This is a genomic window from Micromonospora rhizosphaerae, assembly GCF_900091465.1.
Taxonomy (GTDB): domain Bacteria; phylum Actinomycetota; class Actinomycetes; order Mycobacteriales; family Micromonosporaceae; genus Micromonospora; species Micromonospora rhizosphaerae.
In genome coordinates, this window is sequence record NZ_FMHV01000002.1 from 6,304,835 (window position 1) to 6,321,047 (window position 16,213).

At 76.6% G+C, this 16,213-nt stretch carries 11 protein-coding genes; 7 read left to right on the forward strand and 4 right to left on the reverse strand.

Going from position 1 to position 16,213, the window contains the following annotated elements:
* Nucleotides 1–112 precede the first annotated feature (112 nt).
* Together GA0070624_RS36200 and GA0070624_RS29685 are read left to right on the forward strand one after the other, a co-directional pair.
* On the forward strand, nucleotides 113–4,351 hold the full coding sequence (locus GA0070624_RS36200; protein WP_245719059.1) for a WG repeat-containing protein: 4,239 nt from the start codon (nucleotides 113–115) through the stop codon (nucleotides 4,349–4,351).
* A 112-nt stretch (nucleotides 4,352–4,463) separates the two neighbouring features.
* On the forward strand, nucleotides 4,464–5,462 hold the full coding sequence (locus GA0070624_RS29685) for an aldo/keto reductase family protein (protein WP_091346362.1): 999 nt from the start codon (nucleotides 4,464–4,466) through the stop codon (nucleotides 5,460–5,462).
* A 49-nt stretch (nucleotides 5,463–5,511) separates the two neighbouring features.
* Here the strand turns inward: GA0070624_RS29685 and GA0070624_RS29690 are convergent, their stop codons facing one another.
* Nucleotides 5,512–6,303: a site-2 protease family protein gene (locus GA0070624_RS29690; protein ID WP_425413526.1), complete on the reverse strand. Its 792-nt coding sequence runs from the start codon at nucleotides 6,301–6,303 to the stop codon at nucleotides 5,512–5,514.
* The gene (locus GA0070624_RS29695) at nucleotides 6,300–6,500 is read right to left on the reverse strand and encodes a hypothetical protein (protein ID WP_091346366.1); all 201 of its coding nucleotides are present in this window, start codon (nucleotides 6,498–6,500) and stop codon (nucleotides 6,300–6,302) included. Before GA0070624_RS29695 ends, GA0070624_RS29690 begins: the two co-directional genes overlap by 4 nt.
* A 133-nt stretch (nucleotides 6,501–6,633) precedes the next feature.
* Between GA0070624_RS29695 and GA0070624_RS36685 the strand changes: the two genes are divergently transcribed.
* From GA0070624_RS36685 to GA0070624_RS29715, 4 genes are all read left to right on the forward strand, one after another.
* A complete protein-coding gene (locus GA0070624_RS36685) occupies nucleotides 6,634–8,517 on the forward strand; it encodes a serine/threonine-protein kinase (protein ID WP_342672759.1) in 1,884 nt (627 codons plus the stop codon).
* Nucleotides 8,518–8,612: 95 nt separating this feature from the next.
* Complete coding sequence (locus GA0070624_RS29705; RefSeq protein WP_091346370.1) at nucleotides 8,613–10,598, forward strand: bifunctional adenosylcobinamide kinase/adenosylcobinamide-phosphate guanylyltransferase; 1,986 nt, start codon at nucleotides 8,613–8,615, stop codon at nucleotides 10,596–10,598.
* A complete protein-coding gene (cobS, locus tag GA0070624_RS29710; protein WP_091346372.1) occupies nucleotides 10,588–11,361 on the forward strand; it encodes an adenosylcobinamide-GDP ribazoletransferase in 774 nt (257 codons plus the stop codon). The genes GA0070624_RS29705 and cobS overlap by 11 nt, the downstream gene beginning before the upstream one ends.
* Before the next feature lie 66 nt (nucleotides 11,362–11,427).
* On the forward strand, nucleotides 11,428–12,723 hold the full coding sequence (locus GA0070624_RS29715; protein WP_091346374.1) for a DUF2314 domain-containing protein: 1,296 nt from the start codon (nucleotides 11,428–11,430) through the stop codon (nucleotides 12,721–12,723).
* Between the two features lie 132 nt (nucleotides 12,724–12,855).
* Here GA0070624_RS29715 and gcvT read toward each other — a convergent pair whose 3' ends face one another.
* On the reverse strand, nucleotides 12,856–13,986 hold the full coding sequence (gcvT, locus tag GA0070624_RS29720; protein ID WP_091346377.1) for a glycine cleavage system aminomethyltransferase GcvT: 1,131 nt from the start codon (nucleotides 13,984–13,986) through the stop codon (nucleotides 12,856–12,858).
* Between the two features lie 162 nt (nucleotides 13,987–14,148).
* On the opposite strand from gcvT, the gene GA0070624_RS29725 reads away from it, so the two are divergent.
* Nucleotides 14,149–15,720, forward strand: coding sequence for a leucyl aminopeptidase (locus tag GA0070624_RS29725; protein WP_091346379.1), 1,572 nt, complete (start codon nucleotides 14,149–14,151; stop codon nucleotides 15,718–15,720).
* 109 nt (nucleotides 15,721–15,829) lie between these two features.
* On the opposite strand, the gene GA0070624_RS29730 is transcribed toward GA0070624_RS29725, so the two are convergent.
* Nucleotides 15,830–16,156 (reverse strand): hypothetical protein, encoded by a 327-nt coding sequence (locus GA0070624_RS29730; RefSeq protein ID WP_091346381.1) that lies wholly within the window; start codon nucleotides 16,154–16,156, stop codon nucleotides 15,830–15,832.
* Nucleotides 16,157–16,213 lie beyond the last annotated feature (57 nt).

The window sequence follows — 16,213 nt, forward strand, 5'->3', positions numbered from 1 at the left end:
CCGGCACGTCCGGCGACCAGCGCGACAATTTGCAACGAGGTGACATCGCCGTGAGCGAGCGACGCGAGCCGGCCCCGGGGCCGCGCCGCGCGGGCGGCGAGCGGGTGGGTCGATGAGCCGGGGCTACGACCGCTGGGGGGACCCGGCCGAGCCGTCCTGGGCCGCCGAACCCACCAACGAGTGGCAGCCGCAGTTCCCGGGCCAGCGCTATCCGGGCGACATCGGCATCCAGCACCTGAGCTCGCCCGCTCCGCGCGGCCGGGCGGTCGTCGGCCGGGCCGAGGTCAAGCCCGTCAGCCCCGCCCCGGGCGAGCCGCGCGACGGCGCCCACCCGATCAGCCCCGCCCCCGACGACCGGCGCGGCGCGCGCCCGGTCAGCCCGGCCCCCGACCGACGCGGCGCGGATCCGGTCAGCCCCGCCCCCGACGACGGGCGCGGCGCGCGCCCGGTCAGCCGCGCCCCGGGTGACCGGCGCGGCGCGTACCCGATCATCCCGGGCCCGGCGGAGCGGCCCGGTGGGACGTACCACCGCGGTGGGGACGACCGGCGCGGGGGCGACGACCGCGACCGGCGCGGTGGGGACGACCGGCGCATGGTGAGCGACGGCCGCGACCGGCGCGGCCGGGACGACGATCCCCGCGCCACCGCCTGGGCGGACCGGCGCGCCGACGTCGACGGCCGGGAGCGGCGGGGCTGGGAGGACCGCCGCGCCGCCGACGACCGGTACCCGCGTGGACCGGGCCAGGACGGCCGGCCCGGCGACCGACACCCCGGCGAGCGCCGCCCGGCCGACCGCGAGTCCGGCCGGTACGACCAGCGCGCCCCGGAGTGGACGGTGGACCGGGACCGCGCCGCCGGCTGGCACGGCGACCGGGACCGGCAGGATCAGCGGTGGGGCCGCCCGGAGTCGGGCCGGCGGATGCCGCCGGACGCGGCCCCGCAGCGACCGGTCTCCCCCGCGCCCGAGCCCGGCTGGCTTCCCGAGCCCGACGAGTTCGCGCGCCGACCCCAGCCGGCCGCGGACCGGCGCCCGGACGCCCCGACGCGGTCGGAGCGCCAGTGGAGCACGCCGACGGCCGACGGGCGGCCGACCCCTCCCCCGGCGGACCGGCAGGGCCGCGGCGGTCCGCCGCACCCGGACCGCGATCCGCGCCGGGAGGCCGCGGCGCGCGCCGAGACGTATCGGGACGCCGGCCCTCGCCCCGCGGCCGACCGCGACGGCCAGCGCTGGTCCACTGTGGACCCGCGCGGCCCGGAGCGCGGGCCCGGCCACCACGCCGAGCCGCGTCCGGTCGACCGGCCCGCTGCCTTCCGCCCCGACGAGCGTTGGGAGACGTACCGCCCGCAGGGCGACCCCTCCCGGCTCCGTCCGGACGAGCGGCAGGCGGCGGAGCAGCGGGCCCGGATCGAGCCCGCCGTGCACCGCCCCGACGACCGCCAGCGTCCCGACGACCGCCAGCGTCCCGACGACCGCCAGCGCTCCGACGACCGCCAGCGTCCCTCGACCGTCGGCCGGCCCGGCGGCCGGCCGGCGCACCCGGTCGAACCCGCGTCGCACGGTCGTGACGAGCGGGGCGCCGCCCGTCCGGACGGCTGGCAGGGCCACCCGGTCGAGGGTGCCCGGTACGACGGCCGGCGTCCCGAGGCCGAGCAGGTCACGTCCCGGCCCGACGAGCGCCACCGCCCCGAGGACCGGCCGGCCGTCCGGTCCAGGCCCGACGAGCGGCACGGCCACCCGGTCGAGCGGGGTACGGTCCGCCCGGGCGACGTCCGGCGTCCCCAGCCGGAGCCGGGCGTCCGGCCCGGGCCCGACGGGCCGCGGAGCCAGCAGGTCCCGCCGCGTCAGGACGACGGCCGGCGGCCACCCGTCGAGCCCGTCGCCCGGGCCCGGCCCGACGAGCGGCCGGTGGCCCCCACCTCGGGCGCGCCGGTGTCCGGCGCCCCCGCACCCCGGCCGGCCTCCGCGCCGCCGACCCGACCGGCGGACGCACCCGTGTCCGGCGGCCCGTCGCCGTCCGCTCCGGCCCCCGGGCCCGCGCCTGCGCCCGTCTCCGGGCCACCGGCCACGACCGGGTCCACGCCGCGCGGGGCGCAGACACCGCCGGCCGGCCGGGCCGTCGAGGTGGCGGAGGCGTGGTTCGGACCGAGCAGGCCGGCACCGCCGGCCGCCGAGTCGGCCACGCCGCAGGCGCCGGCCGACGAGCCGGCCCAGCGTGCCGAGACGGCGCCCGCGCAGCGGGTCAAGCCGCCGGCCTACCGACCGGTCCCCGCGGCGGCGGGCCCGGCGGACTCCGCGCCGCCCGCAACCCGACCCGTCTCGGCGCCGCCCGTGGCACCGGACAGCGCACCACCGACCGCGGGCCAGGTCTCCGCCCCGCCCGCAACCCGACCCGTCTCGGCGCCGCCCGTGGCACCGGACAGCGCACCACCGACCGCGGGCCAGGTCTCCGCCCCGCCCGCGTACCGGCCGGTCTCCGCGCCCCCCGCCTACCGGCCGGTCTCGGCGCCGCCCGCGTACCGGCCGGCCTCCGCGTCGCCGATCGGGCAGGACGGCCCGCCAGCCGCCGCCGCGCCGACCAGCGCACCACCCGCCCCACCCGTGTCGGGGCCGCCCACCCAGCCCACGTCCGCGCCGCCCGCACCGGTCTCGCGGCCCGTCTCCGGACCGCCCGCGCAGCCCGCGTCCGCGCCACCCGCACCGGTGTCCGCGCCCCCGGCGCAGCCCTTTTCGGGGCCGACCGCCCAGCCCGGCCCATCCGCACCGATCTCCGCGCCTCCGGCCCCGCCCGTCTCCGGACCACCCGCACCGGTGTCCGCACCGCCCGCGCAGCCCGTTTCGGAGTCGGCCGCGCGGCCCGGCGCGGAGGCATCTGCACAGGTCTCCGCGCCTCCGGCGCAGCCGGTCTCGGGACCGCCCGCACCGGTCTCCCAGCCCGTCTCCGGACCACCCGCACCGGTGTCCGCACCGCCGGCGCGGCCGGTCTCGGCCGCTCCCGCCGACTCCGGGCCGGAGGCTGAGCGAGGCGAGGAAGGACCGGCGCAGCCGGACCCCGAGCAGGCGCTCGCCGCCTTCCAGTGGCGGCTGCATCCGGAGACGCTGCGCGAGGAGGCGAGCGATCCGGACGAGCTGCGGGCGGTCCGCGACGGGCTCACCGCCAAGCTCGGCGTCGCCGTCGACAACCGGAGCCGGGCCCGCCTGCTCAGCCTCCGCGCGGTGGCCTCGCGGATCCTCGGCGACCTGGACGACGCCCTCGCCGACGGACGGCTCGCCCTGACGTACGCCGAGGCGACCGGCGAGTTGCGGCGGACCGCGCTGGCGCGCGCCCGGCTCGCGGAGGTGTTGCGCTGGCGTGGTGAGCACGCCGAGGCCGACCGGCTCTTCGCCCAGGCCAACTCCCCCGAGCTGCCCGACCGGCTGCGCGCGGCGCTGCACGAGCACGCCGGCCGTTCCTGCTATGACCAGGGCCGGTTGATCGAGGCGTGCCAGCACTTCGAGCGGGCCATGGACCTGCGGCAGGGTGACGACCCGGAGCTCGTCGCGCGTACCGGCACGGCGCTGGCCGCGGTCGAGGAGCGGGCCGCGGCCGGGGGATTCGGCCCGCGGCCGCGCAGCCGGGACGAGATCCTGCGCAGCGAGCGGTCGCCGGTGCCCACCTTGGACGAGGAGTCGGAGCTCTGGGGGTACGCCGACGCCGAGGGCAACCTGGTGATCGAGCACCGGTACGCCGAGGTGCAGCCCTTCCGCGAGGGGATGGCCTGGGTACGCCGGCCGGAGGCCTCCCGCTGGGCGCTGATCGACGAGTCCGGAGCGGCGCTGATCGAGGCGAACAACGGCTACCGGGGGGTGCGGTCCTTCTCCGAGGGCCTGGCCTGGGTGTCGATGGACGGCAAGGGCAACTGGATGGCGGTCGACCCGACCAACATCGTGCGGATCCCGCCGGGCTTCGAGGACGTCCGACCGTTCCGAAGCGGCCTGGCGGCGGTCCGCCAGAACGGCGGCTGGGGTGCGGTCGACCGGACCGGTCAGGTCGTCGTGCCGACCCGGTACCACGGCTTCGCCACCGCCCTGGCCGACGGCCGGCACGTGGACGGCTTCACCGAGGAGGGGTTGGCCGTGGTAGAGCTGGCCGGCCGCCGGGGCGTGGTGGACCGGCACGGTCGGGTGCTGGTCGCGCCGGTGTACCCGACCCTGGTCGTGCACCCGGTCGCCTTCCTGATCGGCGACGAGTCGGGCCGCTGGGGTGCGCGGGACCGGCGGGGCCAGCCACTGATCGACCCGGTGCACCCGAGCCGGGCCAAGGTGGTCGCGGAGCTCGACCGGCTGCTCGCCGACGCCAGCCCGGTGCTCTGACCGGGGCGGGACCGGCGCGCCGCCGGGATCGGGGACGCCCTGCTGCCCGGCTGAGCGTCACACCGCGTACCGCCGCCCGGTGACCATGATCGGACGGGGCTAGGGTCGGGTCATGGAATTCCGACACCTGGGCCGCTCCGGCCTGATGGTCAGCGAGATCTCGTACGGCAACTGGATCACCCACGGTTCGCAGGTCGAGGAGGACGCGGCGACCGCCTGCGTCCGGGCCGCCCTGGACACCGGCATCACCACCTTCGACACCGCCGACGTGTACGCCGGCACCAAGGCCGAGGAGGTGCTCGGCCGGGCGCTCAAGGGCGAGCGGCGCGAGGGGCTGGAGATCTTCACCAAGGTCTTCTGGCCGACCGGTCCGGGCCGCAACGACCGCGGCCTGTCCCGCAAGCACATCATGGAGTCCATCAACGGCTCGCTGCGCCGGCTGCAGACCGACTACGTGGACCTCTACCAGGCCCACCGGTACGACTACAGCACCCCGCTGGAGGAGACGATGGAGGCGTTCGCCGACGTCGTGCACTCCGGCAAGGCGCACTACATCGGGGTCTCGGAGTGGAAGGCGTCGCAGATCCGGGAGGCCCACCGGCTCGCCCGCGAGCTGCGCATCCCGCTGGTCTCCAGCCAGCCGCAGTACTCGATGCTGTGGCGGGTCATCGAGGCGGAGGTCATCCCCACCAGCGAGGAGCTGGGCATCGGCCAGATCGTCTGGTCGCCGATGGCCCAGGGCGTGCTCTCCGGCAAGTACCGGCCAGGTCAGCCGCCGCCGGCCGGCTCCCGGGCCACGGACGAGAAGTCGGGCGCCGGGTTCATCGCGAAGTGGCTGACCGACGAGGTGCTCACCCGGGTGCAGCAGCTCAAGCCGCTGGCCGAGCAGGCCGGGCTGACGATGGCGCAGCTCGCCATCGCCTGGGTGCTGCAGAACCCGAACGTCTCCTCGGCGATCGTCGGCGCGTCCCGCCCCGAGCAGGTGCACGACAACGTCAAGGCGGCCGGCGTGAAGCTCGACGCCGACCTGCTCAAGGCGATCGACGAGATCGTCGAGCCGATCACCGAGCGCGACCCGGCGAAGACCGAGTCCCCCGCGCAGCGTCCGTGAGCGCTCCCCGGTCCGGCCGGCGTCACCGCGCCGGCCGGACCGGGCCCGCTCAGCCCTGCCAGAAGCGGATCAGCTCCAGGCCGACGGAGTAGAAGCCGGGCCGGAGGCCGAGCAGGTCGGCGACCCAGAAGACCGCACCGAAGAACCAGCCGCCGATCCGCGGGTTCCACAGCAGCGCGAAGAGCAGGATGAAGCCGTACGGCGCGAACAGGTCGTACATCCGGCGCCACTGCGGGTTCAGCCACGGCTGGATCATGTTGCCGCCGTCCAGTCCGGGCACCGGCAGGAGGTTCAGCACGCTGGCGGTGAGCTGGAGGAAGGCCAGCAGTCCCACCCCGGCCCAGAACTCCAGCGACCCGCCGCCGCCGAAGCCGATCCGCAGCGCCGCCACCAGCAGCAGGGTGAAGAGCACGTTGGTGGCCGGGCCGGCCAGGCTGACCAGGCTGTCCCGCAGCCGGCCGGGGATGGCGCGCTGGTCCACCCAGACCGCCCCACCGGGCAGGCCGATGCCGCCCAGCAGCACCACGATCACCGGGAACACGATCGACAGCAGCGGGTGGGTGTACTTGAACGGGTTGAGCGTCAGGTAGCCGCGGTGCGCGATGTCCCGGTCCCCGGCCCGGAACGCCACCACCGCGTGGGCGTACTCGTGCAGGCAGAGCGAGACCAGCCAGCCCGAGATCACGAAGAGGAAGACGTCGAAGCGGACGTTGCCGAACCGCTGCCAGGCCATCACCCCGCTGGTCACGAAGAGCGCGACCAGGGCGAGGAAGATCGGGCTGGGCCGGAACGCCCCCCGGGGCACTCCGAGCACCAGCGGCTCGCCGGGACGGCTCATCATTCGGCCGGGGGAAGCAGGCTCATCCGGTACTCCACCCGGTCGTCCTCGACGAGCGCGACGGAGGTGACGCCGGACGCCGCGAGCTCCCGCCAGGTCTGGCCGATCCACGACTCGGCGTCCGCCTGGCTGGCGAACGACTCCGCCGGTCCGTCCACCGACTCGCCGTTCGAGCCCTCGTACCGCCAGCCCCACGCCATGCCGCGTCTCCCCTCGCCGTCGTCGTCCCCTGGGACGAACCCGTGCAAGCGTAGTCGGCCGGGCGCGGGACGGTCGGGGCCACCGGGCCACGGGTGGATCAATGAACGACGCGTCGGCCGGTACGGTGACTCGGTGCTGACTCGAGGAGTGGTGCTCAGCGACCGCTATCTGCTGAGCGAACGCATCGCGACCGGTGGCATGGGGGCCGTCTGGCGGTGCACGGACACGTTGCTCGGCCGCGAGGTGGCGGTGAAGGTGCTGCTGCCGTCGCTGGTCGCCGACCCGGAGTTCACCACCCGTTTCCACGGCGAGGCGCGGATGATGGCCGCCCTGCGGCATCCCGGAATCGTGCAGGTCCACGACTTCGGCTCGGCGACGCTCGCGGACGGCAGCCAGGTCAGCTACCTGGTGATGGAGTACGTCGACGGCGAGCCGCTGCTGACCTGGATCCGCCGGGCCGGCCACCTCGACCCGGCCTCCACCATGTCGGTGGTGGCGCAGGCCGCCCAGGCGCTGCACGCCGCGCACGGCGCGGGAATCGTGCACCGGGACGTCAAGCCGGGCAACCTGCTGGTCAAGCGGGACGGCAGGGTGGTGCTGGTCGACTTCGGCATCGCCCGGTCCGCCACCATGGCCGGGATCACCGCCGCCAACATGGTCCTCGGCACCGCCTCCTACATGTCGCCGGAGCAGGCGGCCGGCCAGCCCGTCTCGCCGGCCACCGACGTCTACGCGCTCGGCGCGGTCGCCTACTACTGCCTCGCCGGCCGACCGCCGTTCGACGGGGAGAACCCGCTCCAGGTGGCGCTGCGGCACGTCCAGGACGAGCCCGCCCCGCTGCCGCCCGGCACCCCGCCGGCGGTGATCGAGGTGGTCCGCCGGGCACTGGCCAAGAGCCCCGCCGACCGGTTCCCCGGCGCCGCGGCGATGGCCGAGGCCGCCCAGGACGCCCGGGACGCCACGCTGGCCAGCGTCCCGGTGCCGCCCCGCCCGCCCTGGGCCGTGCCGGGCCCGGCCGTCGCCGGCCCCGCCGCGCTGCCGACGCCCGAGGCCCCCGCCGCGCCAAACGCGGCCGGACCGCCGCCGGCGACGCCGAGCGGCGGGGCGTCGGCGGACGCCCCGGCACCGCACGGCCGGCCGCCCGCCTCGGTCGGCCCGGACGGCACGCCCACCCCGCCCAGACCCGTGACGGTCGCCCCGGCCTGGTCGGCCGGCGTCGCGCAGCCCGGTGCTGCCGCGCCGCGCCCCGGCGGGTACGGCCCGCAACAGGACCACCCCGGCATGCCGAACCCGCTCGAGGAACCGACGAGCGGCCGGCCGGGCCGCGGGCGGACGCTCGCCCTGGCCGGCGCGGCGGGCATCGTGCTCGTCGCGCTGCTGACGACGGTGGCCGTGGCGGCGCTGCGCTCGCCGGCCGGATCCGATTCGCGGGAGCGTCGGGCCGCGCTCACCGGCGAGTCCGCCGCGGCCCCACCGGCACCGCCGGAGCCGCAGGTCAGCGGGAACACGCCGGAGCCCGGGAGCAGCACTGGCCGGGCCACGAAGTCCCCGCCGGCCGCGCCGACCCGGTCGACTGGGCACCCGGCCGCCCCGACCACCGCCGGCAGCACGGCACAGCCGACCACCGGCACGACCGGTGCACCGACGCCGAGCAGCACCACCAGCGCCCCGGAGAAGGCCAACCCGTACACCGCCGGGCAGGTGTGCGGCAGCGGCTACCAGGTGATCGACTCGGCGACGCTGACCGCGGGCGGTACCCGACAGGGCCGGGTGTACCTGCTCTACAACCCCGGCAACGGTTACAACTGCGTGGTCACCCTCAAGGACACCGGCGTCGGCACCGCCACCACCGTGGCGGCGTACCTGGAGGTGCAGGGGCGGACCCGGAGCACGGACAGCGGCGCCTTCAAGTACTACGCCGGCCCGGTCCGGGCCGGCGCCGCCGGCGCCTGCGTGAAGTGGGGCGGCTCGGCCGGCGGGGCCAGCTACGGCAGCCCCTTCGAGCACTGCGGCTGAGCCGACCGGCACGCCCGCACCGTGCGCCGCTGCCCGCCGCGGGCGGCGTACGGGGCGGCGGGCGGCGGCCCGGCGGACGGCTTTAAGGTACGGGCATGTCCGTTGACGGGTGGAACACGCTCCTGGTGCTCGGCGGTATCCGGTCCGGCAAGTCCGAGTTCGCGGAATCGCTGGTCGCCGACGCACCGACGGTCCGCTACGTGGCCACCGCGCCCGAGGGGGACCCGGAGGATACCGAGTGGGCTACCCGGCTGGCGGCGCACCGCGGCCGCCGACCGGGGAGCTGGACCACCGAGGAGACGGCGGGCGACCCGCGCCGGCTGGCCGACGTCATCGCCACCGCCGAGCCGAACGAGACGCTGCTCGTCGACGACCTCGGCGGCTGGGTGACCGTGCTGCTCGACCCGGCCCACCAGCCCGCCGACGACACCGCGACCATCTCCGAGCTCGCGGCGGCGGTCCGGGCGACCGCCGCGCGGCTCGTGCTGGTCAGCCCGGAGGTCGGGCTCTCCCTGGTGCCGACCACCCCGCTGGGCCGGGCGTTCACCGACGCGCTGGGCGCGGCGAACCGCACGGTCGCCGACGCCTGCGACGCCGTCGTACTGGTGGTCGCCGGCCAGCCGACCTGGCTGAAGCCGGCGGCCGGGCCGCGTGCCGTCGGCGTGCCGACGCAGGCCGGGCCCGGCCAGGCCGGCGCGCCCAGCCAGCCGACGCTCGCCGGGCCGCCGACGAACGGCATCGCGCTGCCGGAGGTGCTGACCCCTGCCGCGCCGTCCGTTCCGGCCCCCGCGGCAACCGAGGCGGGTGCCGCCTGGGCCGCCCCGACCATGGCGCTGCCGCTGGCCGCCACCGGCCTGGTCATCCAGCCCGGCATGGAACTGCCGATGCCCGACGAGTACGCCGGTCCACAGGCCGTCGACCGGCTCGCCACCCTGGACCTGCCCGGCGCCGGGCTCGGCGTGCTGGAGCGGGTGGTGAGCTTTGCCGCCGCCACCCAGGGCACCCACACCCCGGCGCCCTGGAGCGCGGTCCGGGTGCTGCTGCTGCACGGCGACCACTCCGGCGGGGCCGCCGCCGGCACGGTGCCCGGCGAGTCGGCCCGCCGGGCCCGGCAGGCCCGCGTCGGCAAGGGGGCCCTCGCCCGGCTGGCCGCCGAGAACGGCGCCAGCCTCCAGGTCGTCGACGCCCCGACCTCCGCCCCGATGGAGGAGGGGCCGGCGCTGACCGCCGAGCAGGTCGAGTCGGCCCTGCGGTACGGCTGGCGGCTGGCCGAGCAGGCCGCCGACGCGGGCGTACAGCTGCTGGTGCTGGCCGCGTGCGGCGCCGGCACGGACGCGGCGGCCGCGGCCGTGCTCGCGGCGACGGCCGGCGCGGAACCGCCGGCCGTGCTCGGTCGGGTGGTCACCGAGAGCGGCGAGATCGACGACGCGGCCTGGATGGCCCGCTGCGCGGCGGTCCGGGACGCGCTGCACCGGACCCGGCGGTCCCCACGCGGGGCCACGGACGTGCTGGCCGAGCTGGGCGGCGGTGACATCGCCGTCGCCACCGGCGTGCTGCTCGGCGCGACCGCCCGGCGGGTGCCGGTGCTGATCGACGGGCCGGTGGGCGTGGCCGCCGGGATGGTCAGCCGGGACCTGGCCGGGCAGGCCCGGCACTGGTGCCTGCTACCCGACCACGGCGGGCAGCCGGGCGTCCGGCTGGCCGCCGACGTGCTCGGCCTGACCCCGCTGCTCGACCTGCGGCTCGGCCTCGGCGAGGGAGCCACCGCGCTGGCCACGCTGCCGCTGCTGCGCTCGGCGCTGGCGCTGGCCGCCGCGCTGCCCACCCACCCCTCGCTCGGCGGCAGCGCCGACGAGGGCGAGGAGCCGGAGACCGACGAGGAGTTCGCCGAGCCCGAGCCCGCCGGGCCGGGCCCGACCACCACCGAGCCGGAGTTCACCGAGCCCGAGCCCGCCGGGCCGGGCCCGACCACCACCGAGCCGGAGTTCGCCGAGCCGCGGCGGGCGGAGCCCGGGTCCACCGCCGCCGAGCCGGACGAGCCGGTCGCGGTGCCGGACTCCTCCGGCCGGCGTGCCGACTGACTCCCGGGTCGCCGACGGCGTCCGACTGGCGGTCACCACCTTCACCACGCTGCCGGTGCGCGCCGGCCGGGTCGACCGGGACGCGGCGAGCGTCGCGATGGCGCTCGCCCCGGCGGTCGGGGCGCTGCTCGGCGCGGTCCTCGCCGGAGCGCTGCTGCTGTTGACGCAGATCGCTCCCCCGCTGGTCGCCGCCGCGGTCACCGTCGGTCTGGCCGCCCTGCTCACCCGCGGGCTGCACCTCGACGGGCTCGCCGACACCGTGGACGCGCTCGGCTCGTACCGGCGCGGGGCGGCGGCGCTGGAAATCATGAAGAAGCCGGACGTCGGCCCGTTCGGGGTGGTCGCGCTGGTGCTCGTACTCCTGCTGCAGGCCGCGGCGCTCGCGGAGCTGGCCGGGCGATCCTGGCCGGCGGTGCTCGCGGCCGTGGTCGCGGCCACCGCCGCCGGCCGGCTCGGCGTCGCGGTGGCCTGCCGGCGCGGCGTCCCCGCCGCCCGGCCGGAGGGGCTGGGCGCGCTGGTCGCCGGGACCGTCGGACCGGTCGCGCTGGTGCTCGGCACGGCCGCCGTCGCGCTGCTTGCGGTGCCGGCCGTGCCGGGCCGCCCGTGGCAGGGGCCGGTCGCCGTGGTCGCCGCCCTCGCCGTCGCGGTCGTGCTCCTGGGTCACCTGGTACGCCGGCTCGGCGGCGTCACCGGCGACGTGCTCGGCGCCACCGTGGAGATCGTCACCACGCTGGTCTACCTGGGACTGGTGCTGTCCGGCTGAGCTGGACACGCCGGGCCGGGTAGCGTTCTTGAGCGACAGCACCGGCGCGGTCGATGGGGGAACGGCATGCTCATCACGGACGACTTCCTGCCCGTACCGGTCCCGGAGTCGCTCGACGCGACCTACCTGGTGCCGATCGCGGGGCTGCCCAAGGTCAGCCCGAAGACGGCGGTGGAGGCGCTCGCCGGCCGGCTCGCCGAGCCGGTGTACGGGCTGGCCCGGCAGATGCTCGACAGCCCGCTGATGACCGTGGGCACCCGGGCGATCAGCGAGTTCCCGGAGCTGCCGCCGGACCTGCTCACCGCGTTCGGCGCCACCGAGGCACAGCTGGCCCGCCTCGCCGCCGCCACCCACCTGGTGGTGGTCCAGGCGGAGTACCGGCCGGGCTGGCCGCCCGCGCACGAGTGGGCCGCCCGGGCGGTGGCCGCGGCGGTGGCCGAGACGGTCGACGGCGACGTGGTGGATGTCTTCGGCCTGCAGTTCCTCGACCCGGCGACCGCGCTGCGCTCGCTCCCGGACGAGCAGGGTCGGATCCGCCTGGTCGACTGGGTGCTGGTGCCGTACTCCTCGGACGCCGACGGGCTGTGGTTCACCACCAAGGGGCTGCGCCGGTTCGGGCTGCTGGAGCTGCAGGCCCAGGGCGTGCCGGACCATCTCACCCGGGCCTGGGGCGCGGTGATGACCGGCGCGGCCCGCCGGCTGCTGCGGGACTGGACCGACGGGCTGGCCGGCGAGGAGGTGCCGGCGTTCGTGCAGCTCCCGGTGCTGGCCACGGTCACCGGGCACGACATCGCGGTCGCGTACGGCAACCCGGAGCAGCACGGGGCGACGGCGCCGGTGCTGCTCCGGCTGGAGCTGGATCCGGCGACCGACCCGGACGCCGACTCCTTCCTCAGCCTCAAGCCGCCGCCCGGGCACCCGGGTCCGGCCGGACGCTACTTCGCCGCCGCCTGCGCCACCCTCTTCGCCGGCATCAAGCCGGACGTCCGGTACGCCCGCCCTGGCGACGCGATGAGCAAGGCGATCGCCACCGCCCAGTCCGGGCTGGGCGACATCCGGGCCCGGTTCCTGGCCGGTCAGCTCCCCGCCGAGACCCAGCTCGTGGTCAAGTACGGCCTCCCCGGCGACGACGGCCCGGAATTCGTCTGGGCCGGAGTGACCTCCTGGGAGACCCCGGAGCGGATCATCGGCGCCAGCGCCAGTGACGCGGCCACCGACCCGACGGTACGGATCGGCGCCCCGGTGGTGGTCGAGGCGGCCGACGTCGTCGACTGGGCCCTGCTCGACGGCACCGGCGTGATCGAGGGCGGCTGGACCCAGGCCGTCCTCGACGCCGGCGAACGGCCCACCCCACCCGTCTGACCCCGCCCCACTCCCGCACACCGCCCGCGACCCGGCCGGTTGATCATGAAGTTATCGCCATCGCACCCGGCGTGTCGTGACAACAACTTCATGATCACCCGGGGCGCGAGCGGGCGGGGGCCGGGCCGGGGGTTACCTGACCGAGGGGGTTACGAAGGGGGGCCGGGTGATGCGCATCTGGGCGCGGCGGCCGCGGATGTCGACCTCGACCAGATCGCCGTCGGCCAGCTTCGGGTCGGTGTCGAGCAGGGCCAGGGCGATGCCCTGCTTCCGGGTGGGCGAGAAGGTGCCGCTGGTGACGGTGCCGACCCGCGCGTCGCCCGCGTACACCGCCATGCCGGGGCGCGGGATCGCCCGGTCGACCGCCTCCAGGCCGCGCAGCGTACGCCGGGGGCCGGCGGCCTTCTCGGCCAGCAGCGCCTCCCGGCCCCAGAAGGCCGGCTTGTCCCAGCCGACCGCCCAGCCGGAGCGGGCCTGCACCGGGGTGATCTCCAGCGACAGGTCCTGCCCGTGCAACGGGTAGCCCATCTCGGTGCGCAGCGTGTCCCGGGCGGCCAGCCCGCAGGCCCGCAGCTCGTACGCCGCACCGGCGGCGAAGAGCGCGTCCCACACGGCGAGCGCGTGCTCGGCCGGGACGACCAGCTCGTAGCCCAGCTCACCGGTGTAGCCGGTGCGGCAGACGGTCAGCCCGACACCGTTCAGCGTGGCGGTGGAGAAGCTCATGTAGCCGTGCTCGGTGGGCAGGCCCAGGGCGCCGAGCAGCTCCGCCGAGCGCGGCCCCTGCACGGCCAGCACCGCGTACGCCGCGTGCTCGTCGGTGACGACGACCCCGGCCGGCGCGGCGGCGCGCAACCGGCGGACCACCTCGGCGGTGTTCGCCGCGTTCGGGATGAGGAAGACGTGGTCGTCGGCGTGCAGGTAGGCGATGATGTCGTCCACCACCCCGCCGGTGGCGTCGTCGCAGCAGAGCGTGTACTGCGCCTTGCCGGGGCCGATCCGGCCAAGGTCGTTGCTGAGGCAGGAGTTGACGAAGTCCGCCGCTCCGGGCCCGGTGATCCGCGCCTTGCCCAGGTGTGACACGTCGAAGACGCCGACCCCGGTCCGGACCGCCGTGTGCTCCTTGAGCACGCCGCCGCCGGCGTACTCCAGCGGCATCTCCCAGCCCCCGAAGGGAGCGAACTTCGCGCCGAGAGAGGTGTGCCGCTCGTGCAGCGGGGAACGGCGCAGCCGGGTCTCGGCCACGTCGGGGGTCACGTCGGTCATGGGTGGCAACCTACAGGGACCTGAACGGATGGTTAGCATCGGCGGGACCCGTCGGCAGCGATCGGCGGGACAGCCACGCATCCGGCAGGTAGGTTGCCGCCGGAGACCTTCATCGCCGGTACGCGACGTAGCGGCCGGCCCGGCCCGCCCGGAGTAGCTTCAGTGACATCGCCCAGCACCACCCTGAGCCTGGTCGACACCGACCCCGCCGAACTCGCCGTCGACGCGATCGTGATCGGCGTGCACAGCCAGTCCGGAGAGCAGGCCGCCACGAGCGGCCTCGCCGGCACCCTGCTGCTCGCCAGCGGCGCGGAGAGCATCGCCGCGGCGTTCGACGGCAAGCTGACCGAGACGCTGGCGCTGCTCGGCGCGACCGGCGGCCCCGGCGAGGTGGTCAAGCTGGCCACGCTGGGCACGGTCACCGCGCCGGTGGTCGCCGCCGTCGGGCTCGGCCCGGAGCCGACCGGCGCCGCCCCGGACCCGGAGACCCTGCGCCGGGCCGCCGGCGCGGCCGTGCGGGCCCTCGCCGGCGCGCCCCGGGTGGCGCTCGCCCTGCCGCTGCCCGACGACGCCGACGCCCCGGCCGCGCTGCGCGCGGTCGCCGAGGGCGCGCTGCTCGGCGGCTACCGGTTCGCCGGCTACAAGACCAAGCCGCAGCCGACCCGGCGCGAGCCGGTGGGTGAGGTGCTGGTCGCCGTCCCGGACGCCGCCGACGCGGGCGCCCAGGCGGAGATCACCCGGGCCCAGGCGGTGGCCGGCGCGGTCCGCACCACCCGGGACTGGGTCAACACCGCCCCGAACGAGCTGCGGCCGCCGTCGTTCGCCGACGCCGTGGCCGCCGCCGCCGGGGAGGCCGGCCTCGGCGTCGAGGTGCTCGACGAGGCGGCCCTGGCGGCCGGCGGGTACGGCGGCATCCTCGCCGTCGGGCAGGGCTCCGAGGCCCCGCCGCGGCTGGTCAAGCTGACCTACACCCCGGAGGGCGGCGCGACCGGCAAGCGGGTGGCGTTGGTCGGCAAGGGCATCACCTTCGACACCGGCGGCATCTCCATCAAGCCGGCGCAGGGCATGTGGGAGATGAAGTCGGACATGGCCGGCGCGGCGGCGGTCGGCGCGGCCATGCTGGCGGTCGCCGCCCTCAAGCCGGCGGTGGCGGTGACCGGGTACCTGCCGATGGCGGAGAACATGCCCTCCGGCAGGTCGTACCGGCCGGGCGACGTGATCAGCATGTACAACGGCAAGAAGGTGGAGGTGCTCAACACCGACGCCGAGGGCCGCATGATCCTCGCCGACGCGATCGCCCGGGCCTGCGAGGACGGCTGCGACTACCTCTTCGAGACCTCCACCCTGACCGGCGGTCAGGTGATCGCGCTGGGCAAGAAGATCGCCGGCGTGATGGGCACCCCGGAGCTGTGCGAGCGGGTGAAGGCCGCCGGCGAGGCGACCGGCGAGCCGGCCTGGCCGATGCCGCTGCCGGACGACGTGCGCAAGGGCATGGACTCCGACGTCGCGGACATCTCGCAGGTCAACGCCGGCATGGACCGGGCCGGCCACATGCTCCAGGGCGGCGTCTTCCTGCGCGAGTTCGTCACCGACGAGGTGTCCTGGGCGCACATCGACATCGCCGGCCCCGGCTACCACTCGGGCGAGCCCACCGGCTACTGGACCAAGGGCGGCACGGGCGTCCCGGTCCGCACCCTGCTCCAGCTGGTCGACGACATCGCCGCCAACGGCTGACCGGGTTACGCCACCAAGATCCGCACAAATTCCCGGAAGGAGTGGCCATTCCGCGCGGGATGGCCACTCCTTCCGGGTAAGAAGCTTCTCCCGGGGTGCGCCCCGGGGGTCAGAAGAGCTCGGGGCGGCGCTTGCGGCGTTCGTTGTAGTCCCGCATGCGCTGCGGGTAGCCCATGAGGCGGACGTCGTAGACCGGAATGGCCATCCGATGGGCGAAGCGGCGCGCCCCCTCCGGGCCGTCGATCCGCCGGCGGGTCCACTCCCCGTCGTCGGCGATCAGCATGACCGTGGTCTCGGTGACGGTCGTCCGGGGCTCGATGTACGCCTCGACCCCCAGCCGGGTCCGGACAAAGTTCTCGAGATGGTCCAGATCGGCGCGGTCCGCGGCCCGGTCGCGGCTCACCGCGCCCGTCCGCTTCCGTCGGAACAGCCCCACCCGACCCTCTCCTCCCCCGTAGGTCATCGAAGACGGTGCCAAGAGTACGTGTCGACG